This window comes from Kitasatospora sp. NPDC057936 (assembly GCF_042887525.1).
Lineage (GTDB): Bacteria > Actinomycetota > Actinomycetes > Streptomycetales > Streptomycetaceae > Kitasatospora.
Map to the genome: position 1 here is coordinate 39,023 of NZ_JBHVPD010000012.1, position 21,903 is coordinate 60,925.

Below are 21,903 nucleotides of genomic sequence, written 5' to 3' on the forward strand. Positions count from 1 at the left end.
GAGAGCGATCATGAGCCGAGCCGCGCAGCAGCAACCCGCTGCCCGCCCCACCCTGGAGGCGGTGGCAGCGCGGGCCGGCGTGGGCCGGGGCACGGTGTCCCGGGTCGTCAACGGCTCGCCCAAGGTGAGCGCCAAGGCCCGCGCGGCGGTCGAGCAGGCCATCGCGGAACTCGGCTACGTCCCCAACCAGGCGGCGCGCTCGCTGGTCACCTCCCGGACCGACGCGGTCGCGCTGGTCATCCCCGAGAGCGTCGCGAAGCTGAGCTCCGAGCCCTACTTCTCCGACATCATCACCGGAGTCTCCGCCGAACTCGGGGAGTCCGACCTGCAGTTGCTCCTGGTGCTGGTCCGCGACGAGCACGAGCGGGAACGGCTGACCCGCTACCTCACCGCCCGCCGGGTGGACGGCGTCCTGCTGGTCTCGGTGCACGAGGACGATCCGCTCCCCGAGCTGCTGGAGCGGCTGGAGCTGCCCGCCGTGCTCAACGGCCGCCGTTCGGCCGAGGAGTCGCTGAGCTACGTGCACGCCGACAACGCGGGTGGCGCCCGAGCGGCCGTCCGGCACCTGCTCTCCCGAGGCAGGACGGCGATCGGGACCGTCACGGGGCCGCTCGACATGGAGGGCGCGGCGGCGCGCCTGGCCGGCTACCGGCAGGCGCTCGCCGAGGCCGGCGTGCCGGCCGACGAGGGGCTCGTCGCCCACGGGGACTTCACCGAGCGCGGCGGACGCGAGGGCATGCGGGAGCTGCTCGCCCGTCGGCCCGGCCTGGACGCGGTGTTCTGCGCTTCGGACCTGATGGCGGCGGGTGCCCTGCAGGTGCTGCGCGAGGCGGGCCGGCGGGTGCCGCAGGACGTCGCCGTGGTCGGTTTCGACGACTCCGTGGTGGCCCGGCACACCGAGCCGCCGCTCACCAGCGTTCGCCAACCGACCGAGGAAATGGGCCGGTTGATGGTTCGGCTGTTGCTCAAGGAGATCGCCGAGCCGGGCCGGTTCCGCCGGCAGACGGTCCTGCCGACGGAACTGGTGGTGCGGGAGTCGGCCTGACTACGGGCCGGCCAGGTGGGTGCGGTAGCCGGCGCCGAAGGCCGTCGGAGTGCCGTCGTAGGCGCTGATCAGCGCCGGTCCGCTGCTGCAGTCCCAGGTGTTCCAGGCCCACGCGAGGTAGGAGACGCCGTGCTGGTCCAGCCACGGCAGCAGGGTGTCCAGGTAGCCGTGCGCGCAGTCGCTCTCGCCCAGTTCTCCGGTCACGACGGGTACGCGGGCCGCCAGCGGGCCGATCTGCGTGTCCCAGCAGGAGCTGCTGCCGCAGGCGTTGAAGTTGTACGAGTGCCAGGACGCGGCCAGGTTGTGCAGGGGATCGGTCGGCTGGTGGGCGGCCCACTGGGTGAGGTCGTTGGCGTACTCCTGGCCGCCCAGCATCAGGACGTTGTCCGCGCCGGTCGAGCGCACCGAGTCGACCATCGCCTGCATGCCGGCGACCTGGAAGCCGATCCCGGGGCAGCTGCCGCCGTCCCGCCAGCAGGCCCAGCCACTGGCCTCGCTCCCGGTGGCGCGGGACGGGTAGGGCTCGTTGAACAGGTCGAAGACGGTCGCGTCGTCGCCCTTGAAGGTCTGCGCCACCGAGGTCCAGAACGGGAGCGCACCGGCGGCGTCCGGCATCGGCTTCTGGCAGGTGGCGTTGGCGTCGGGGCAGCCGGCGGACGGTCCGGTGTACGCTCCGTCGGTCCAGTGCAGGTCCAGGATCGCCACCAGGCCGTTCCGGTGCAGGAGGTCGACGTAGCTCCGCACCGCGCCGATGTAGGCCGGGCCGGCGTAGGCGGGGTCGACGTTGGGACGGCCCAGCCAGCAGTCCTCGTTGAGCGGCACGCGGACGGCGTTGACGCGCCACGACTTCATCGCGGTGACGGACGCCTGGTCGGCCGGGCCGTCGAAGATGCCGTGGCCCTGGACGCACATGAACTCGGCCCCGGAGCGGTTGACCCCGTGCAGGGCGATCGGGGTGCCGTCGGCCTTCGCCAGCGTGCTGCCCGAGACGTGCACGGCCGGTGCCGGCCCGCTCGGCGGTGGCGTGGTGGTCGGTGTGGGAGTCGGTGTGGGAGTGGGGCCCGGTGACGGGCTCGACTGCGGCCCGCAGGGGGTGCCGTTGAGGGTGAAGGTGGTGGGGGCGGTGTTGGGGCCGTTGTAGGAGAAGTTGGCGCTGGTGGTGTAGGTGGCGCCGGGGTTGATGGTGGTGGCGTAGGCGGGGTTGGTGGCGGTGACGGTCTGTCCGGTCTGGGTCCAGGTGCCGTTCCAGCCGTTCTGGAGGGTCTGGTTGCCGGTGTAGGCGTAGGCGAGGGTCCAGCCGTTGACGGGGGTGGTGCCGGTGTCGGTGATGGTGAGGTTGGCGGTGAACCCGCTGCCCCAGTCGTTGACGGCGTAACTCACACCGCAGGAAAGGACGGCGGTGGGGGCGGCCGTCGCGGCGAGGGGGAGTACGGCCAGGGCGGCGCACGCGGCGGTGGCGGCCGCGAGGGCGGCGGTGCGGGGCGGGACGGTCCGGGGCATGCCGAGCTCCTCGGGGGTGGGGGCCGGGGCCGCCGGTGCGGCCCCGGCCGGCGGAGGTCAGCTCGCGGTGCAGGTCAGGGACGGGGCGGCGTTGCCGCCCGAGTAGGTCGCCTGGAAGCCGAAGCTGGTGGTGGCGTTCGGTGCCAGTGCGCCGTTGTAGGCCTGGCTGGTGGCCGTCACCGCCGTGCCGCTCTGGGCGGTGGTGGCGTTCCAACTGTTGGTGACCTGCTGAGTGCCGCCCCAGCTCCATGTGACGGTCCAGGACTTGGTCGCCGTGGCGCCCGTGTTGGCAACGCTCACATTCGCAGTGAAGCCGCTGCCCCAGTCGTTGCCGACCGAGTAGGTCGCGGAGCAGCCGCTGCTGCCGCCGCCACCGCCCGACGTCGCCGTGGTGGCGGTCACCGCGGCGGAGGCGGGGGAGACGTTCCCGGCGGCGTCCTGCGCGGTGACGGTGTACTGGTAGGCGGTGGCGGCGGAGAGTCCGGTGTCGGTGTAGCTGGTGGTCGTCACGGTGGCGACCTTGGTGCCGTTGCGGTACACCGCGTAGCCCGTCACGCCGGCCGGGTCGGTGGAGGCCGTCCAGCTGAGCGACACGCTGCTGCTGGTGGTGCCGGTGACGGTCAGCCCGCTCGGCGCGGTCGGGCCGGTGTTGCCGCCGGTGCTGCCGAACGCCGGGTAGGCGTTCTGCACGAGCTGCCGGAACTGGACGGGGAACCACTGCCCGGCCGGGATGTTGGAACCGGGGATGGCGTCGGTGGGGTAGGTGTTGCCGTTCCCGTCGCTCTGGGTGCCGTTCGGGTCGCAGTGCGGGTCGCCGTGGGGGTGGGCGGCGTCCGGGTAGTCGCCGTCCGACTCGCCCGGCGGCTTGACCCAGAGGAACGCGATGATCGGGTTGCCCGCGCCGTACGGCACGGACTGCGGACGGGCGCCGATGCCCGCGCCGTTGATGTTGCACCAGTCGCCGCGGAAGGGCTTCTGGTCGACCTTGTTGGCCGCGACGTACGCGTCCACCGTGGTGGGGCTGGAGTTGAGCGCCGTGGGCCGGGCGGAGCCGCCCCAGCCGTTGCGCGAGGTGTCGACCAGCATGCCGATGCTGCTCGGGAACCCGTTGGACACCAGGGTGGAGTACATCGCGGTGTCGTAGTGGTACTCGTCGAACGCGGGGTTGTACTGGTAGAAGTTGGCCGACTTGAGCGGCTGCCCGCCGACGGTGAGGTCGGGGTTGGTCAGGAACGGCTCGGCCAGCGGCGTGGTGTTGGCGGTGTCGCTGATGAAGCCGTCGACGCTCGCGAACCCGGCGGTGGTGGCCTGGGCGACCTTCGCGTACTCCTTGCCCGCCGGCACCATGTTGTTGGACCAGCCGAGCCAGCCCGCGTGGCCGATGTCCAGGTAGTTGTACACGTTGGGGATCGCGTGCAGCTTGTTGAGCGTGTACTCGACGCCCGATTCGTAGAACGGGGTGGCCGTGGCGCAGGCCGGCTTGGACTGGTTGGTCACGGCGTTGGGCAGAGAGTCCGGCTCGATGACGGCCGCGATCCGGAGGCCGGCGTACTTCGGGTTGGCCAGGACGGCCGCGATCGGGTCGACGTACTGCGTCTCGTACGTGGTCAACCCGGCTGCGGTGGCGGGGAGTTCGCCGTTGGAGGCGATGGCGGCGCAGTCCCGTCCCGGCAGGTCGTAGACGACGACCTGGAAGACGACCGGCGTGGTGCCGCCCTGCTGCTGGGCCAGTGCGTGGTCCAGGTGGGCCTGGAGGCCGAGGTGGGTGGCGTCGCCGGTGATCGCGCCGATGTGGTCCATCCAGACGGCGGTGGGGTTGGCGGCGACCTGGGATTCCAGAGCGCCCAGGGAGCCGCCGTCGGAGGCGGCCTGGGCCTTGACCTCGGCCGCGTAGTCGGGGTTGAGGTAACCGGTGGCACCGGCGAACGGGTTGGCGACGTGGTCGGCGGCGGCTCGTGCGGGGGTTGCGGGGGCGGCGTGTGCCGAGGCGGCGGCTCCGACGCTCGGCAACAGGCCGGTGGCGCCGAGCAGCGTGGCGGCCGCTGCCGTGCGCAGGCGACGCAGGACGGGGTGGGGCACGTCCGGGTCCTTTCGGAGGATGGGGATTCCTGACGGGCTGACGGGATCGCCGGAATTCGGGTGGGAATGCGCCCACTTGGGGCCGCGGCGATCCCCTCAACATCAAGCCAGGGACCGAGAAACGGCGTCAATAGGCGCGGGAGCGCTCCCATAAGCCGCTGTAACTTACATGCCGTCGGGCCGGGCGGCCCGCTGCCCCCGGCCCGCGTTCCGCGCTGGTCGCCGCCCTGCTCCCGCCCCGCCGGGCCCGCCGGTCCGTGCCGCCGAGCCCGGCGGGCGCTTCCCAAGCCGAGCACACCACCCCACGATGACGCCACACCTCCGTCCGCCGCGCAGCCCCCACCCGCGCGGCGGTACCCCACCCATCTGGAGGACGTACATGCGACGCAAAGCCCTGCGCTTCAGGGGCAACCGGCTCACCATCACCGCGACGGCCACCGCACTCGCCCTGATCGCCGCGGCGGGCGGCTCCCTCACCGTACCCACCGCAGCGGCGGCCACCGGCCTTTCCTGCAACGTGAGTTACGCCGTCGGCAACGACTGGGGCAGCGGCTTCACCGCCAACGTCACCATCACCGACACCGGCACCACCGCCATCAACGGCTGGACCCTCGGCTACTCCTACTCCGGCAACCAGACCCTCCAGAACGGCTGGAACGGCAACTGGACCCAGACCGGACAGACCGTCACCGCCACCAACCCCGCCTACGCCACCACCATCAACCCCGGCGGCGCCTACACCACCAGCGCCAACTTCTCCTACAGCGGCACCAACACCGCCCCCACCACCTTCACCGTCAACGGCACCCCCTGCCGCGGTGCCAACCAGCCACCGACCGTCTCGCTCACCTCTCCCACCGCCGGGCAGACCTTCACCCCGGGCTCCACCGTGACGGTGTCCGCCACTGCGGCCGACGCCGACGGCACCGTGGCGAAGGTCGACTTCTACGCCTCGACCTCGGCCGGCTCCAACACCCTGATCGGCACGGCCACCACCGCGCCGTACAGCATCGACTGGGCGAACGTGGCGGCGGGCGACTACTCCGTCACCGCCGTGGCCACCGACGACGCCGGCGCCACCACGACCTCCACGCCGGTCGCGATCAAGGTGGCCGGGCCGAGCGTCCTGGTCAGCCCGGCCTCGCTCGCCGTCCAGCAGGGGAGCACCGGCACCTTCACGGTCGCGCTCTCCCAGGCGCCGACCGCCACCACCACGGTGACGGTGGCCCGTTCGGGCAGCGACACGGACCTCGGTGTCACGTCCGGTGCCGCTCTGACCTTCACCCCCGGCAACTGGAACGTCCCGCAGACCGTCACCGTCGCGGCCGGCACCGACGCCGGCCAGGTCGGCGGCACCGCCACCTTCACCGCCTCCGCGACCGGCTTCGGCTCCGGTGCCGTCACGGTGACCGAGGCGGCGAAGACCTCGGGCTACGACCAGTACTTCCTGGACCTCTACAGCAAGATCAAGAATCCGGCGAACGGGTACTTCAGCCCGCAGGGCATCCCGTACCACGCGGTGGAGACCCTGATCGTGGAGGCACCCGACTACGGTCACGAGACCACCTCCGAGACCTACAGCTACTGGCTGTGGCTGGAGGCCGACTACGGCCGGGTCACCGGTGACTGGACGGGCTTCAACAACGCCTGGACGAGTCTGGAGACCCATCTGATCCCCAGCCACGCCCAGCAGCCCGGCCAGAGCACCTACAACCCGGCCAAGCCCGGCGAGTACGGTCCCGAGAAGGCGCAGCCGGACCAGTACCCGGCCAAACTGAACGGCAGCGTGCCGGTCGGCACCGACCCGCTCTCCGCCGAGCTGAGCAGCGCCTACGGCAGCGCGGACGTGTACGCCCCGGCCTGGCTGCTGGACGCCGACAACAAGTACGGCTTCGGCCAGTGCGAGGACGGCACCAGCAAGCCCAGCCTGATCAACACCTTCCAGCGCGGCCCGGAGGAGTCGGTCTGGGAGACCGTGCCGCAGCCCGACTGCGACCTCTTCAAGTACGGCAACAGCAGCTCCGGCTTCCTCAGCCTGTTCAACGACGGCGGCGGCAACTACAGCAAGCAGTACAAGTACACCGACGCGCCCGACGCCGACGCCCGGCTGGTCCAGGCCGCCTACTGGGCGGAGCAGTTCGCCAAGACGCAGGGCAAGAGCGCGGCCATCACCGCGACCCTCGCCAAGGCCGCCAAGCTCGGCGACTACCTGCGCTACTCGCTCTACGACAAGTACTTCAAGCAGGCGGGCAACTGCCTCGGCTCCACCACCTGCCCGGGCGGCACCTCCAAGGCGAACGAGCAGCTCGGCCTGCTCACCTGGTACTTCGCCTGGGGCGGGGCGGCCGACGGCAGCTGGTCGTGGCGGATCTCCGGCTCCGCGGCCCACCAGGGCTACCAGAACCCGATGGCCGCCTGGGTGCTCGCCAACGACCCCGGCCTGAAGCCGCTCTCGCCGAGCGGCGCCACCGACTGGGCCGGCAGCCTGGACAAGCAGCTCCAGTTCTTCCAGTGGCTGCAGTCCACCGAGGGCGGCATCGCCGGCGGCGCCACCAACAGCTGGGGCGGGAACTACGGCGACGACGCGGCACCGCCGGCCGGCGACCCGACCTTCTACGGCCTGTACTACGACTGGCAGCCCGAGTACCACGACCCGGCCTCCAACCAGTGGTTCGGGTTCCAGACCTGGTCGATGGAGCGGTTCGCCGAGTACTACTACACCACCGGCGACACCCGGGCGAAGGCCATCCTCGACAAGTGGGTCCCGTGGGCGATGTCCGTCTCCCGGGCCGACCCGGCCACCGGCACCCTGACCACCCCCGACAAGCTCTCCTGGACCGGCGCGCCGGACACCTGGAGCGCCACCGGCCCCGGCGGCAACGCGGGCCTGCACGTCGCCGCGAGCGGCACCGCCACCGATGTCGGCGTGGCCGGTTCGCTCGCCAAGACCCTCTCGTACTACGCGGCCAAGTCCGGCAGCAGCAGCGCCCGGACGTTCGCCCAGAACGTCCTGGACACCCTCCACGCCAAGTACACCGACGGCCTGGGCTACTCGGCCGCCGAGACCCGCACCGACTACAGCCGCTTCACCCAGGCGTACTCGCCGACCACCCACCAGGGCCTGTACGTCCCGCCCGGCTGGACCGGCAGCTACCCGGACGGCACCCGGATCAGCTCGGCGAGCAACACCTTCCTGTCCATCCGCCCCTGGTACACCCGCGACCCGCAGTGGTCCAAGGTGCAGACCTACCTCGACGGCGGTGCCGCGCCGGTCTTCACCTACCACCGGTTCTGGGCCGAGGCGGACATCGCCACCGCCTTCGACACCTTCGCCCAGCTGTTCCCGACGGTGAACCCGGGCAGTTGAGCAGACCCCGGCTCCGGCCCCGGCTCCGCGGGCGTGCGCGGAGCCGGAGCCGGGGCACGACCGTGCCGACCGCCTGGCCGCCGGTTTTCCGAAACATCGTCGAAACTTTCAACCACGTATTGACGGGTCCCGCACACACCGAGTTATCTGGCCACGGGAGCGCATCCCCACCGGGCGCCGTTCTGCCGGACGGCCGCCGCAGCGCTCCTGTTCCCGAACCGACGGTGCCACCGCCGTCATCGCTCGTGCGCCACGACCCGCCGGTATCGCGGGTGTGCGCCTCCCCCTGGAGCGACATTGGAGGGCGTCCATGCCTCTCGGAAAGATCCTGATCAGGCTTCACCACACCTGGGCCGCCGTGGTGGTCATGGCGCTGGTGCTCGCGGCCGGCGTGACGGCCGCGACGCCCCCGGCCACGGCGGCCGGCAGCACGTTGAAGGCGGCGGCGCAGGCGGACGGCCGGTACTTCGGCACCGCCCTGACGGACGGCGACCTCGGGGTCGGCGGTGAAACCGCCGTCGCCGGCGCGCAGTTCGACATGCTGACCCCGGGCAACGAGATGAAGTGGGACACCACCGAGCCGGCTGCCGGCTCGTACGATTTCGGGCCCGGTGACCAGCTCGTGCAGTTCGCCCGGGCACACGGCATGCGGGTGCGCGGCCACAACCTGGTGTGGCAGGACCAACTTCCCTCCTGGGTGTCGAACCTGCCGCTGAGCCAGGTGCGCTCCGCCATGGAGGCGCACATCACCACCGAGGCCACCCACTACAAGGGACAGGTCTACGCCTGGGACGTGATCAACGAGCCGTTCAACGGCGACGGCTCCCTCGTCCCCGACGTGTTCTACCGGGCGATGGGAACGGACTACCTCGCCGACGCGCTGCGTACCGCGCACGCCGCCGACCCCGGGGCGAAGCTCTACATCAACGACTACAACATCGAGGGCGAGAACGCGAAGAGCAACGCCCTGTACATCCTCGCCCAGTCGCTGCTCGCCCAGGGTGTGCCGCTGGGCGGCATCGGGTTGGAGAGCCACTTCATCCTCGGTCAGATCCCCGCCGACATGCAGGCCAACATGCAGCGGTTCGCGAACCTCGGCCTGGACGTGGCCGTCACCGAACTGGACGACCGGATCCAGCTCCCGGCGTCCGGAGCGGCCCTCCAGCAGCAGGGCACCGACTTCGCCGCCGTGGTGCGGGACTGCCTGGCGGTCTCCCGCTGCGTGGGCGTGAGCCAGTGGGGCATCGACGACGCGCATTCGTGGATCCCCGGCACCTTCCCCGGATACGGCGCCGCCACCATGTACGACGACAACGACCAGCCCAAGCCGGCCTACTCCGCGGCGCTCTCCGCCCTCGGCGGATCGAGCACCGGCGGTGGTGGCGGCACGACGGGAGAGTTGCACGCGGTGGGCGCCGGCAAGTGCCTGGACGTGCCGAACAGTTCGACCGCGGCGGGCACCCAGGTGCAGATCTACAGCTGCTGGGGCGGCACCAACCAGATCTGGACGCACACCTCCGCCGACCAGCTGAGCGTCTACGGCGGCGCCGGCCGGATGTGCCTGGACGCCTCCGCACAGGGCACGGGCTCCGGCACGAAGGTGGTCGTCTGGCCGTGCAACGGCCAGGCGAACCAGCAGTGGCACGTGAACACGGACGGCACCGTCACCGGTGTCCAGTCCGGCCTGTGCCTGGACCTGCCCGGCGCCTCCACCGCCGACGGCACCCTGGTTCAGCTGTGGAGCTGCAGCGGCCGCAGCAACCAGCAGTGGACGCTCGGCTGACACCGAACGGGTGCGGCCGGACGGCACCGGGGCTCCGGGACCATCCGGCCGCACTGCGCCCGCGAGTAATCCCCCCGCCCCCACCGAGGGAAGGAAGCACCGTGCGCCGTGCGCTCCCCAAGCTGTCCCTGCTCCTGGCCCCCGCACTCGCCGGCCTGCTGGTTGCGGTCCACCCCGGCACCGCGTACGCCGCCGATCCCACCACCATGACCAGCGGCTTCTACGTCGACCCGGACTCCAGCGCGCAGCAGTGGCTCAACGCCAACCCCGGCGACGGCCGCGCCCCCGCCATCCGGTCGTCGATCGCCGACGTGCCGACGGCGCGTTGGTTCGGCAACTGGAGCGGCACCATCGGGACGGCGACCGGGTCCTTCGTCGGAGCCGCGGCCGCCCGCGGCAAACTGCCGATCCTGGTGGCGTACAACATCCCCGACCGGGACATCTGCGCCGGGCAGTCCGGCGGCGGCGCGGGCTCCGGCGCCGCCTACGCCAGCTGGATCGCCGCGTTCGCCGACGGCATCGGCAACCGGCCGGCGGTGGTCGTCCTCGAACCCGACTCGCTGGGGGACGAGAGCTGCATGACGCAGACTCAGATCTCCGAGCGCAACGCCCTGCTGCGCAACGCCATCGCGCAGTTCAACGCCAAGGCCCGGAACACCTGGGTCTACCTCGATGCCGGCAACCCCGCCTGGTTGAGCGCCGAGACCATGGCCGAGCACCTGGCCGCGGCCGGTGTGCGCGGCGCCCACGGGTTCTCCCTCAACGTGTCCAACGTCTACCCCACCGCACAGAACACGGCGTACGGCGACGCCGTCAACGCGGTCCTCGGGGCGGCGAAGGGGTTCACCAAGCCGTACGTGATCGACACCAGCCGCAACGGCAACGGATCCGACGGCACCTGGTGCAACCCGGCGGGGCGGCGGATCGGCACGCCCACGCGGGCCGGCGGCGGCGCCGAGATGCTGCTGTGGATCAAGGCGCCCGGCGAATCCGACGGCAACTGCGGCACCGGCACCGGATCGACCGCCGGACAGTTCCTGCCGCAGGTCGCCTACAACCTGGTCTACGGCTACTGAGGCGAGGAACCGGCACGACGACGATGCAGGGGAAGCCGCCCCGCCGCGGCTTCCCCTCACGCCGTTATCCGAACAGGCGTCGCTGGATCTCCCGGCGGTAGTCCTCCAGCGTCCGGTCGAGGTGCACCGCCGTGGCGGCGGCCGCCTCGTCGGGCCGGCCGTCGCGGATGGCCCGGTAGATCGCCTCGTGCTCCTCGACCGCGGCCTTGGTGCCTTCGCTGAGCACGTCGTGGATGCCGATGGCGCTGGACTGGCGCTGCAGCCGGCGTGCATCGCGCACGGCGCTGAGCAGGAAGGTGTTGTGCGCGGCGGTGGCCACGGCCGTGTGGAAGTCGTCGTCCGCCTGGTTGAACACGTCGACCTGGCCGTGGACGAACCCGTGCCGGCACTGCTGCATGGCGACCTCGATGGTGCGCAGCTCGGCGGGTGTGGCCCGGGTGGCCGCCAGGCTGCTCGCGGCCGTCTCCTGGACCTTGCGGAACTCGAAATCCCACGGCAGATCCGGCATCCCGCCATCGCGCCTGGTCACGGCTCCGGACGCAGCCCGATTTCCTTGACGAACCACATGGACGAACCACATAGCGGCACCCCGGGATGCCACGTGCTCCGAAGCGCGCGAAGTTCCTGCTGAGGTGAGGAGTCCCACGGCGCAGGCTGCGGTCTGCCGATGAGTGCGGCTCGTTCACGGGGGCCGGTCTTGCCCCGGCCCCGCCGCCGCATACCTGCCCGTGCCGGCGATGCGCGGCGGCGGTCGGAGCTAGGGATCGACGACCCGTATGTGTGCTCCGCCTCCCGGGCCGCCCAGGGGCTGCCGCCTGCGCACGAGGGTTGCCGCCCCTCCCGGAGTCGGGGTGGGACCGAACCGTGGCCGTCGGTCCGCTGGTGCGCGGAGTATTGACAACTCGCACCGACTGAAGGAGATTTCACCTGAACATGTCAGGCGGTCCGAGTGTCTCCACTGCCAATTGTTAGCGTTAACGGGCAGGGGCTCGGCCGCCGGGGCACACACCAGCCCGCTGTGCCCGGCAGGACCGGCTCGGCCGACGTGTGCGCTCGCACGACGGTCAGGACGAGGCTCCGGTTCCCGATCGGTGTGCAGGAAATCCCCCACCCAAGGAGAACGATCCGTCATGCCACGGCTCAAGAAGAGGCTCCGGCTCCGCAAGGTCCTGACGGCTGCCGCATGCATGGTCGTCGGCTCGGCCACGGCCGTCGCCGCCAGTCCCGCGGCTCAGGGCGCCGGGGCGACCACGCTGGGTGCGGCGGCGGCCGGCAGCGGCCGCTACTTCGGCACGGCGGTGGCCGCGGGCAGGCTCGGCGACCCGGCGTACTCCACCATCCTCGACCGGGAGTTCAACACGATCACCCCGGAGAACGAGATGAAGTGGGACACCACCGAACCCTCCCGCGGGTCGTTCAACTTCGGCCCCGCCGACTCGATCGTCGGCCACGCCGCCGCGCACGGCCAGAAGATGCGCGGGCACACCCTGGTCTGGCACTCCCAACTGCCCGGCTGGGTCGGCTCCATCAACGACGCCAACACCCTGCGCAGCGTGATGAACAACCACATCACCACCGAGATGAGCCACTACAAGGGCAAGATCTACGCCTGGGACGTGGTCAACGAGGCCTTCGCCGACGACGGCAGCGGCCGGCACCGCGGCTCGGTGTTCCAGAACGTGCTGGGCGACGGCTTCATCGAGGAGGCCTTCCGCACCGCCCGGAACGTCGACCCCTCGGCCAAGCTCTGCTACAACGACTACAGCATCGAGAACTGGTCCGACTCCAAGACCCAGGGCGTCTACAGGATGGTCAGGGACTTCAAGTCCCGCGGCGTGCCGATCGACTGCGTCGGCTTCCAGAGCCACTTCGGTGCCGGCGGCCCTCCGCCGAGTTTCCGGACCACCCTGTCCAACTTCGCCGCGCTCGGCGTGGACGTCCAGATCACCGAACTCGACATCGCCCAGGCGCCCGCCGGCGCGTACGCCGACACCGTCCGGGACTGCCTCGGCGTCGCCCGCTGTACGGGCATCACCGTGTGGGGCATCCGCGACGGCGACTCCTGGCGCACCGGCGAGAACCCGCTGCTGTTCGACAACAACGGCAACAAGAAGTCCGCCTACGGTGCGGTGCTCGCCGCCCTGGGCGGCGGCAGCGGCGGCACACCCAGTGGGGGCATCACCTCCGGAGCCGCCTACAGCCTGTCCGACGTGGCCGCCGGACGCGTGCTCGACGAGCCCGCGGGACAGAACGGCAACGGCACCCCCCTCCAGATCTGGGACGCCAACGGCGGCGCCGCCAACCAGCAGTGGAGGGCCGACCAGAACGGCGACGGCTCCTACACCTTCACCAACGTCGCCAGCGGCCGGGTCCTGGACGAGCCGGGCGGCCAGACGGGCAACGGGACGAGGCCGCAGGTGTGGGACGCCAACGGCGGCGCCAACCAGCACTGGAGGGCCGGCCAGAACGGCGACGGTTCCTACACCCTGACCAACGTCGCCAGCGGCCGGGCACTGGAGATCCCCGCCGGTCAAACCGCCAACGGCACCGCCGTCCAGATCTGGGACGCCAACGGCGGCGCCAACCAGCACTGGAACTTCCGGTGATCTGAGCCGCGGGGGCGCGCCCGTGCCACCGCCGGGCCCCTGCACCTCGCCCGCACAGCCGTGTGACAGCTCCATCCGTCGACAAAGGAGGTCCCCATGCGCAGACGAAGGTCCAGCCGCAGGCATCCGTCCGTGGTGCTCACCGCCGTGGTCGCGGCCGTGGCGGCGTTGGCGGCCATGCTCGTCGCCGGCACCGCCCAGGCGGCCACCACCGGCGCCTTGCGCGGTGCGGGTTCCGGTCGGTGTCTCGATGTGCAGAACGCGGGCCGGGGTGACGGCACGTCCCTGCAGATCTACGACTGCTCGAACGGGACCAACCAGCTGTGGACGTCGACGTCCGGCAGCCGGCTGACCGTGTACGGCGACAAGTGCCTGGACGTTCCGGGCCACGCCACCACGCCCGGCACCCGGGTGCAGATCTGGGCCTGCACCGGCGCCGCGAACCAGCAGTGGCGGGTGAACTCCGACGGCACGGTGGTCGGAGTGGAGTCCGGGCTGTGCCTGGACGTCACGGGCGCCGGTACGGCCAACGGCACGGCGGTGGAGATCTGGACCTGCAACGGCGGCGGCAACCAGAGCTGGACCGGCCTGTCCGCGTCGACCCCGCCGGGCGGCAACTGCGCCCTGCCGACGACGTACCGCTGGTCGTCGACGGGCGCGTTGGCGCAGCCGGCGAACGGGTGGGCGTCGGTGAAGGACTTCACCGACGTCGTGTACAAGGGCAAGCACCTGGTCTACGCGTCGAACGTGTCGGGTTCGTCGTACGGCTCGATGATGTTCAGTCCCTTCGCGAACTGGTCGGACATGGCCTCCGCCGGCCAGATCGGGATGGGCCAGGCCGCGGTGGCGCCCACGCTGTTCTACTTCGCGCCGAAGAACATCTGGGTGCTGGCGTACCAGTGGGGCCCGTGGCCCTTCATCTACCGCACGTCGAGCGACCCGACCGACCCCAACGGCTGGTCCTCGCCCCAGCCGCTCTTCACCGGCAGCATCCCCAACTCCGGCACCGGTCCGATCGACCAGACCCTGATCGCCGACGGCCAGAACATGTACCTGTTCTTCGCCGGTGACAACGGCAGCATCTACCGGGCGAGCATGCCGATCGGGAACTTCCCGGGCAACTTCGGATCCTCCTACACGACGGTCATGAGCGACACGCAGAGCAACCTCTTCGAGGCGCCGCAGGTCTACAAGGTCCAGGGCCAGAACCAGTACCTCATGATCGTCGAGGCGACGGGGGCGAACGGGCGCTACTTCCGCTCGTTCACGGCCACCAGCCTCAGCGGTTCGTGGACCCCGCAGGCCGTGAGCGAGAACAACCCCTTCGCGGGCAAGGCCAACAGCGGCGCCGGCTGGACCAACGACATCAGCCACGGTGACCTGGTCCGCAACAACCCCGACCAGACCATGACCATCGACCCCTGCAACCTGCAGTTCCTCTACCAGGGCAAGTCCCCCACCGCGAGCGGCCCCTACGACCAACTGCCGTGGCGGCCGGGCCTCCTCACCCTGCAGCGCTGACCCGCCCGACCCCGGGGACCCCGGCCGCGAACCGGCCGGGGTCCTTCCGGTCAGCGACCGGCCCCGCAGGCCCGCAGCGTGGCGGAGAGGGCGGGACGGATCGGGACGAGGAGCTCGACGTTCCGGTCCCGGACGGTGCCCGCCGACTCCGGACCACCGACGCGGGTCGGTTCGTTGGCGCAGACCTCGCGATGGGCGGAGGCCAGGTCCCACAGGCCGAGACCGGCGCCGGGTTCGAGCGGTGCGGCGTGGTCGATCATCGTGGAGCGGACCACCAGGACGTCCGTGCCGACGAGGAGCTCCAGCATCCGTGCCTGGGACGGCCACTCGCACAGGCCGGACGTGATGACGTGCCAGAAGCCGCCGCCACCCGAACGCCTCCTGGGCGTCACCGAGTTGAGGTGCCGGTGACCCGCCAGCCAGAGTGCCACGTTGCCGAAGCGGTGCAGGAGCGCCTCGACCTCGCCGCCGAGTACGCGCGGCAGGTCCGCGTCCGGGTGCGCCGCCTCGTCCGGCCGTTCGGTGGTGTTGTCGAACACGCCCAGCCCGTGGTGCGACGCCAGGACGACCACCCGGTCCTGGAAGCCCGTGCGGACCTCGGCGCCGGCCGCGTCCCGGTAGGAGGAGTGCACCTCGATCAGGCACTGCTCCAGCCAGTCGCGCTGGCGCCTTCCGATGCTTCCGGTGACGTGGCCGGCGGGGTTGGTGGTGTCGAGGACGATCACCCGGACTCCGGGGACCTCGTCGTAGCAGTAGTAGGTGCGGCCCTCGGCGAGGTCGGACTCGCTGAACCCGTGTCCGCGGGGTGTGCCGGGGCTGTCCAGGTGCGCCCGGATGTACTCGGTCTTGTCGATGATCCGCCGGTCCGCTCGCGGCCGGATGGTCATCGTCGGTCCGCCGGCCAGCACCGCCGGGTCCATGAGGTAGGCGTCGGCCGGCGCCCGGGGCAGTGCGGCGGGTGCGGCGACCGGCCGTCGGTCGCCGGTGAGCACGGCCTGGAAGCCCGGTGTGACCGGTGCGCGCCCCTGCGCGAGGCAGTCGTGGTTGCCGAAGCAGGCCAGCCAGTCGACGCCGAAGCCCCGGGCGGGGAACGGCGCGGCCGCCGAGGCCAGCAGGCCCGGCCGGTCCGGGAAGCCGTACCTCTGTTTGTACCGGTCACGCGACTTCGGCTCCGGGTTGTAGTAGTCGCCGGACACGGTGTACGACGGGATCGCCGCGGTGTCGCCGCTCCCGCTGGCGCCGAATGTCGGGTCCACGCTCCCGCCGCCGTGCATCAGCGTCAGGAACTGGCGGAGCTCGTTGCGTTGGGCGTTGTCGGTGTTGTCCCCGGTGGTGAGCACGAACCGGACGGGTGTGCCCGGATCCCTCGCCAGCCTCGCCACGGTGCGGGCCATCGCCTCGAACGCGTGGGTGGAGACGATCTCCTGCGGACGGTACGCCGGTACCATCCTGGACCAGCCACGCCGGTCGGCGTACCGCTGGACGAAGTCGATCCGGCCGGGCGAGGCGATGTCCGCGAGCTGGTGGTCGGTGACGTGCACGAACCGCAGAAGGGAAAGGAGCGGCCCCGTCCGGCGCCCGGTCAGGTCGTCTCGCGTGACGTGCGGTTCACCGGGCGCCGGGGCGAGCCTGCGGTACGCCCGCTCACTGCCGTGGCCGACCACTGCGCCCGGGACGATGGTGGCGTCGAGCGTGGTCACCACGACATCGGTCGGTTCCGACAAGGGAGGTCGGGCTTCCTCATTGGCCTGGGACTCGCCATGGCGGATGAAGTGCAGGGGCAACTGGGCGTCCTCTGTGCTGGGCGGCGATGCACCGAAACGTGAGGTGCCCAAGTCAATCCCGATGAAGTTGAACCGTCAAGCAAATGTTAGCGTTAACGCGCACGGTCGCCGCAAGGCCCCCCTTGAGCGCAGGTGCTACGTGGCAGGGAAGTGGCGGGCGATGAACTCGTTGCGGAACGTGCCCGCCGGATCGAACTCGCCGAGCAGCCTCCGGAAGTCGTCCCAGCGCGGGTACGACTCCCGGATCACCTCGGGCGTGGTGGTGAAGACCTTGCCCCAGTGCGGCCGGGCGGCGAAGGGGGACAGGGCCTCCTCGACCGTCCTGACCGCCTCCGCCACGGCCGCCGCGTCGGGGTGCCAGGTGAAGTGGTAGGCGACGCAGTCGCGTTCGAACGCGGGGCTGAGCCACAGGGCGTCCGCCGCGACCGTGCGGATCTCGCCGATCTGCAGGGCAGGTGAGATCCGGTCCCTGACGGCGTCCAGCGCGTCGAACGCGGCGACGGCGTCGGTGCGGGCGACGAAGTACTCGGACTGCAGCTCGTCGCCGCTGCTCGGCGTGAAGTCCGGTCGGAAGTGGGGGAGCCGGGCGTGCCACCGGCCCGGAAGGCCCAGCTGCGGCGTGCAGGGTTCGGGCGGACACCCCGGCACGGGATGGCGCGGACCGTCGGCGAGCACCGCGCCGAGCCAGGTCCCGGGGGCGTCGGGGCCGCCCCGGCGCTTGAGCCAGACCTGATCGATGCGGTCCGTCCGCCAGCCCGTGAAGAGGCTGACGCTGTACGCGGCCGCCATGATCTCGTCGAACCGCTCGCGCAGCACGGCGGTCGGCAGCCCCTCGTAGACCCACTGCCGGACCTCGAACGCCGGGACCACGTCCAGGGTCAGCCGGGTGACCGCGCCGAGGGCGCCCAGGGCCACGACCGCGCCGGGGAACTCCGCCGCGTCCCGGTCGATCGTCACCAGGGCGCCGTCCGCCGTGACCAGCTCGACGGCTCGGACCGCCGTGGCGAGGCAGCCGTTGGCGACCCCCGAGCCGTGCGTCCCGGTGGCGCACGCGCCGGCGACCGAGATGTGCGGCAGCGACCCGAGGTTGTGCAGCGCGAATCCCGCCCGGTCCAGTACCCCGGCGAGCTCGCCGAACCGCATCGCGGCGCTCACCGTGACCGTGCCGGCCCGCTCGTCCAGGTCGACCACCCGGGGCAGGCCGGCGACGGACACCAAGTCGCCCGTGGTGTCGGCGATCGCGTTGAACGAGTGCCCGGTCCCGAGGATCCGCACGGACCGGCTGCCCGCGACGATCCGCCGCAACTCGTCCACGGAGCGCGGCTCGTGGAACCGCTCGGCGCCGAACGTGATGTTCCCGGCCCAGTTGGTCGCGGCCACGGTCATGGGCGTTGCCTCCTCGGGTCTCGCGAGCGCACAGGTCGTTGGCGTGCCGGTGTGAGCGCGAACAGAGCCGCGCACCGGCGGGCTCGGCAACGGGGCTCAGCAGCGGGTCAACCGCACCGCGAGGCCGTCGTGGGTGTAGAGCGGCGTCGCCCGGTACCCGTCCGCGTCGACGGTGACGCTGCCGAACCTGCCTTGCAGCGTACGCCCGTTGAGCACCGGCAGCACCACGTCGTCGTCCGGTTCGAGGGAGTCCGGCAGCCGCAGGACGAGCTGCGCGTCACCACCGAGCGTCACCCGGCCCGCGACCGTCAGGGCCGGGGCGTGGCAGTGGTGGAGCGTCAGCTCCAGGCGGGTGCCGGCGGCCTGCAGGTAGTCGCCGCGCAGCCGGACGGGTCCCTGTTCGACGTCCACCCGCAGGGTGCCGCCGTGGACCTGCACGTCGCCGCGTCCCAGGGCGTCGCGGGAGCCGGCCGCGAGGACTCCGGCCGCCACCACGGTGGGGCCCGTGTAACGGTTGGTGCCGGTCAGGGTCAGTGTCCCGGTGCCGCGCTTGGTGAGGCCGCCGGGCCCGCCGATGTCGTTGCGCCAGGAGTCGGCCGCGCAGAACCCGCCGTCGGCGGCGTTCAGCTCCACGGTCACGTCCCGCTCGAACGAGCCGTAACCGTCGGCCGCGGCGAACAGGTCGAGCCGGCCCCACATCTCCGGTCCGTCCAGCAGGACGTAGCCGGAGGGCAGGGCGGTGGTGCGCAGCACCTCGCGGCGCTGGGCGGCGTCGAGGTAGGGCAGGCGGGTCTCCAGCAGGACCTCGGCGCCCTTGGGCACGCTCATCGGGACGTTCGGGCCGCTACGGCGCAGGACGTACGTCAGCCGCGGGGTGACCTGCTCGGCGTTCGCCTCGCGGTCGGCGTACGGGTCCTCGGCTGGAGCGCCTCCGTGGGCGAAGGCGTACAGGGTGTCGGGCGTGGTGCCGGTCTTCGACCGGAAGTACGCGGCCGCCTGGCTCCGGGCGGCGGCCTTGAGGGCGGCGTTGCGCGGGTCGGCGAGCGTGGCGGCGGCGAGCGCCGTGGCGAGCGTCCGGCCGCCGATGACGTCGAGCGGGGAGTGCATGCCGGCGGTGATCCGGGTGTGGCTGAGCTCGAAGGCCCGGGTGACCAGCTCCTGGAAGCGCTCGGGCACCGCGTACGCGAGGGCCAGCGCGGCCAGGTGGAAGGCGTTGGTGTGACCGCTCACAAAGCCGCCGTCGTCGACCGCGGAGCTGCCGCGCTGGCGCAGCAGTTGCGCGGCGACGACGACGTCCGTGTCGTAGACCGGGTAGCCGAGGGCGTCGGTGGCGCCGGTGTCGACCACCGCGCTGTCCTCGTTCAGGCGCCAGGGGCGCGGGTACCGGTACGCGTACTTGGCGGGGTTGCCCGAGGCGTACGGTCCGCGGAGCGTGTTGACCAGGGCGACCACCTGCCCCAGCTCCGAGTCGACGGCCCCGGGGCCGAGCGCGGAGCCGGCGGGCGCGTCGGCGGGGACGGCGTCGTCGACCTTCGCGGGCGGGGTGGCGTCGGGCGCCGTGGTGATCGAGGTGACGGCTCGGGCGCCCGTCCGGTACAGGTCGGCGAGCGGGCCGAGGCCGGCGATGACGGCGTAACTCTGGTGCTGGCGGTCGTAGATGAAGGCCTCGCGGGCCTCCGCGTCGGTCCGCTCGGTGGTGACCTGCACGCAGTAGCGCACATTGGCGCGCAGGACGTCGGTGAGCAGCGGTGAGCCGTCGTTCCAGGAAGCGCCGGTGTGCCAGACCCGGTTCATCCCGGTGAGGATGCGTACGGCCGCATTCCCCTCCGGGCTGAGGTCGGCCATGGTGTTGGTCGCGTAGGAGTCGACGAAGGCGGCGCCCTGGGCGGGGCCGGCCGGCGCGGCGGCGGCCTGCTGTGGGGTGGCCAGCAGGCTCAAGGCGGTGGGCCCGGCGAGAATGCCGACCGAGGTGCCGGCGGAGTTCCGCAGGAAGCGGCGGCGGTCCAGGGTGCGGTGATCGTTCACGTTGGTCTTCCTGCGGTGGTGGGCCCGGCGGGCGGAACGGTGCTCGGGAACGACGGGGGTTCCCCGGCCCGGGTGGCGGCCCGGGCCGGGGAAGTGCGGGGTGGTCAGCGACGGGTGAACAGGAAGCCGAGCTTGTCGACCTCGTCGCCGGCGCGTCCGTGGAACCCGGCGATCTGCCAGCCGGCGGGCGCGGTGCGGGTCACGCAGTCCGCGGTGGTGGTGCCGCCGGCCAGGGACCTGCCCAGGTTGGTGCTGAACGAGGCGTAGAAGATGCGGGTGTGACCGTCGCGCGAGCCCTGGCAGAGGGTGGCAGCGCTCACATACTCGCCGCTGCCCAGGGTGAGCGAGGAGGCGGTGCCGCCGGAGCCGCCGTGCGTGAGCGTGGTGCCGTCGGCGAGGGTCAGCCCGACCTGGTCGACCCGGGCGCCGGAGCGCAGGCCGACCGTGCTGACCCGGGCGCCGGGCGCGACGCGGTCGATGTCGTCGTAGAAGTCGCCGTGCGGGCCGCCGAACTGCTCGCTCGCGAGGTAGGCGGGGTTCCGGCTCCAGGTGAAGCCCACGGCGACCGGGTCGTGGTCGGAGAGCATCTTGCCGGAGCCGTCCAGGAAGTCGGTGTGCTTGTTGGCGTACGAGGTCGCGGTGAGCGAGACGAGCGCGCTGCTGCGGTACAGGACCTTGTCGACGATCTCGCAGGTGTCGGTGGGCGCGTTCTGGTCGCACAGCAGCGGGTCGGCGCCGCGGGTCGGCGCCACGCCGCCGCGCTCCAGCTGTACCCACGCGTCGGTGAGTCGGTTGTCGGCGGCGAAGGCGGCGATGGTGTCGTCGGCGCGCGTGTAGCGCGTGTTGGTGTCGCCCATCACCACGACGGCGTTCCCGGCCGAGTGGGTCCTGATGTAGCCGGTGAGCTGCGCCAGGTTGGCGGCGCGGGCGGTCTCGTCGCCGGGGTTCGTGCCCGCGTTCGCGTGGAGGTTGTAGAAGTCCACGTACACGCCCTCGGTCAGCCGGGTCCGCATGAAGGTGAAGCCCTTGGGGGTGAGGCAGTCACCGGAGTCGAGCTGGCAGTCGTTCCACTTGACGCGCTCGAAGTCGTCGGTGTCGTAGGCGAGTCCGGACAGGGTGTTGAGGCCGCTGCCGATGCCCGCCCCGCCGCTGGTGGCCGTGCGGTACGGGTGGGTGTCGGCGGCGTACAGCGCGGCGTGGTAGTTGAAGTCCTCCTCGACGTGCACGACGTCGTACGGCCCGAGCCGCTGCCCGATGGCGGTGGTGCTGCTCTGCCGCTCCGTCGGGGCGCTGTTCACCGGCTGCGGAAGCCCGGCGACGTTGTACGTCAGCACGGAGAACGACCCGCCCCCGGTGTCCGCGTGCGCGGCCGGCGCGCCGGTCAGGCCGCCGAGCGCGGCAGCCGTGCCGAGCGCGCTCACGAGGAGGGAGCGGACGAGGGTGTGGCGGAGGCGGGACTTCGACATCGGTGTGCTCCGATCGGAGTACGGCGACGGGATCCGGTGCCCGGAGCGTATGAGCGAACCATGAGCGCGTCAACCCCGCCGGAACGCTCATGAAACGCCTCTGACCTGTGTATTTACCAGGCCATGACAGGTCTCGCGGGAAAGTTATGTTAGCGTTAACAAGTTGTTCATGGCGGTGCTCGACGAGCCCAGGTGGTTCAACACGAGATCACGCGCCGCATCGACGGCGTGACCCACCGGTCCTGACCCGGACCCTGCGCCGGGT

At 71.6% G+C, this 21,903-nt stretch carries 12 protein-coding genes and 1 pseudogene; 6 read left to right on the forward strand and 7 right to left on the reverse strand.

The window, feature by feature from the left end; translation table 11 throughout:
• The first annotated feature begins 10 nt into the window (after positions 1 to 10).
• Positions 11 to 1,045, forward strand: a complete 1,035-nt coding sequence (locus ACFVU9_RS09290) for a LacI family DNA-binding transcriptional regulator (protein WP_387591534.1) — start codon at positions 11 to 13, stop codon at positions 1,043 to 1,045.
• Here ACFVU9_RS09290 and ACFVU9_RS09295 read toward each other — a convergent pair whose 3' ends face one another.
• The gene (locus tag ACFVU9_RS09295; RefSeq protein ID WP_387591537.1) at positions 1,046 to 2,545 is read right to left on the reverse strand and encodes a cellulase family glycosylhydrolase; all 1,500 of its coding nucleotides are present in this window, start codon (positions 2,543 to 2,545) and stop codon (positions 1,046 to 1,048) included. It abuts the gene before it with no gap.
• A gap of 57 nt (positions 2,546 to 2,602) precedes the next feature.
• Positions 2,603 to 4,624 carry a glycoside hydrolase family 6 protein gene (locus ACFVU9_RS09300; protein WP_387591540.1) on the reverse strand — a complete coding sequence of 674 codons (2,022 nt, stop codon included), beginning with the start codon at positions 4,622 to 4,624 and terminating at the stop codon, positions 2,603 to 2,605.
• A gap of 379 nt (positions 4,625 to 5,003) precedes the next feature.
• Here ACFVU9_RS09300 and ACFVU9_RS09305 point away from each other — a divergent pair, with 379 nt between their 5' ends.
• From ACFVU9_RS09305 to ACFVU9_RS09315, 3 genes are all read left to right on the forward strand, one after another.
• The gene (locus ACFVU9_RS09305; protein WP_387591543.1) at positions 5,004 to 7,991 is read left to right on the forward strand and encodes a glycoside hydrolase family 48 protein; all 2,988 of its coding nucleotides are present in this window, start codon (positions 5,004 to 5,006) and stop codon (positions 7,989 to 7,991) included.
• A 310-nt stretch (positions 7,992 to 8,301) separates the two neighbouring features.
• A complete protein-coding gene (locus ACFVU9_RS09310) occupies positions 8,302 to 9,774 on the forward strand; it encodes an endo-1,4-beta-xylanase (protein WP_387591546.1) in 1,473 nt (490 codons plus the stop codon).
• 101 nt (positions 9,775 to 9,875) lie between these two features.
• Complete coding sequence (locus ACFVU9_RS09315) at positions 9,876 to 10,850, forward strand: glycoside hydrolase family 6 protein (RefSeq protein ID WP_387591549.1); 975 nt, start codon at positions 9,876 to 9,878, stop codon at positions 10,848 to 10,850.
• A 64-nt stretch (positions 10,851 to 10,914) separates the two neighbouring features.
• On the opposite strand, the pseudogene ACFVU9_RS09320 reads toward ACFVU9_RS09315, so the two are convergent.
• Positions 10,915 to 11,337, reverse strand: a pseudogene (locus ACFVU9_RS09320) (FadR/GntR family transcriptional regulator); the annotation flags it as partial.
• A gap of 643 nt (positions 11,338 to 11,980) precedes the next feature.
• Here ACFVU9_RS09320 and ACFVU9_RS09325 point away from each other — a divergent pair.
• Positions 11,981 to 13,456: an endo-1,4-beta-xylanase gene (locus ACFVU9_RS09325; RefSeq protein ID WP_387591552.1), complete on the forward strand. Its 1,476-nt coding sequence runs from the start codon at positions 11,981 to 11,983 to the stop codon at positions 13,454 to 13,456.
• Positions 13,457 to 13,552: 96 nt separating this feature from the next.
• A complete protein-coding gene (locus ACFVU9_RS09330; protein ID WP_387591555.1) occupies positions 13,553 to 14,977 on the forward strand; it encodes a non-reducing end alpha-L-arabinofuranosidase family hydrolase in 1,425 nt (474 codons plus the stop codon).
• 50 nt (positions 14,978 to 15,027) lie between these two features.
• On the opposite strand, the gene ACFVU9_RS09335 is transcribed toward ACFVU9_RS09330, so the two are convergent.
• The 4 genes from ACFVU9_RS09335 to ACFVU9_RS09350 all read right to left on the reverse strand — a co-directional run bounded on the left by ACFVU9_RS09335 (position 15,028) and on the right by ACFVU9_RS09350 (position 21,638).
• The gene (locus ACFVU9_RS09335; RefSeq protein ID WP_387591558.1) at positions 15,028 to 16,701 is read right to left on the reverse strand and encodes a hypothetical protein; all 1,674 of its coding nucleotides are present in this window, start codon (positions 16,699 to 16,701) and stop codon (positions 15,028 to 15,030) included.
• A 195-nt stretch (positions 16,702 to 16,896) separates the two neighbouring features.
• Positions 16,897 to 18,147 carry an FAD-binding protein gene (locus ACFVU9_RS09340; RefSeq protein WP_387591561.1) on the reverse strand — a complete coding sequence of 417 codons (1,251 nt, stop codon included), beginning with the start codon at positions 18,145 to 18,147 and terminating at the stop codon, positions 16,897 to 16,899.
• A gap of 96 nt (positions 18,148 to 18,243) precedes the next feature.
• Positions 18,244 to 20,172, reverse strand: coding sequence for a phosphatase PAP2 family protein (locus ACFVU9_RS09345; protein ID WP_387591564.1), 1,929 nt, complete (start codon positions 20,170 to 20,172; stop codon positions 18,244 to 18,246).
• Between the two features lie 104 nt (positions 20,173 to 20,276).
• Positions 20,277 to 21,638 (reverse strand): jacalin-like lectin, encoded by a 1,362-nt coding sequence (locus ACFVU9_RS09350; protein WP_387591567.1) that lies wholly within the window; start codon positions 21,636 to 21,638, stop codon positions 20,277 to 20,279.
• Positions 21,639 to 21,903: the final 265 nt, after the last annotated feature.

What these genes read in the sequence shown, in the direction of transcription:
- ACFVU9_RS09290 (WP_387591534.1), top strand. Translation starts at nt 11, where the DNA reads ATGAGCCGAGCCGCGCAGCAGCAACCCGCTGCCCGCCCCACCCTGGAG.
- ACFVU9_RS09295 (WP_387591537.1), bottom strand. Translation starts at nt 2,545, where the DNA reads ATGCCCCGGACCGTCCCGCCCCGCACCGCCGCCCTCGCGGCCGCCACC.
- ACFVU9_RS09305 (WP_387591543.1), top strand. Translation starts at nt 5,004, where the DNA reads ATGCGACGCAAAGCCCTGCGCTTCAGGGGCAACCGGCTCACCATCACC.
- ACFVU9_RS09310 (WP_387591546.1), top strand. Translation starts at nt 8,302, where the DNA reads ATGCCTCTCGGAAAGATCCTGATCAGGCTTCACCACACCTGGGCCGCC.
- ACFVU9_RS09325 (WP_387591552.1), top strand. Translation starts at nt 11,981, where the DNA reads ATGCCACGGCTCAAGAAGAGGCTCCGGCTCCGCAAGGTCCTGACGGCT.
- ACFVU9_RS09330 (WP_387591555.1), top strand. Translation starts at nt 13,553, where the DNA reads ATGCGCAGACGAAGGTCCAGCCGCAGGCATCCGTCCGTGGTGCTCACC.
- ACFVU9_RS09340 (WP_387591561.1), bottom strand. Translation starts at nt 18,147, where the DNA reads ATGACCGTGGCCGCGACCAACTGGGCCGGGAACATCACGTTCGGCGCC.
- ACFVU9_RS09350 (WP_387591567.1), bottom strand. Translation starts at nt 21,638, where the DNA reads ATGTCGAAGTCCCGCCTCCGCCACACCCTCGTCCGCTCCCTCCTCGTG.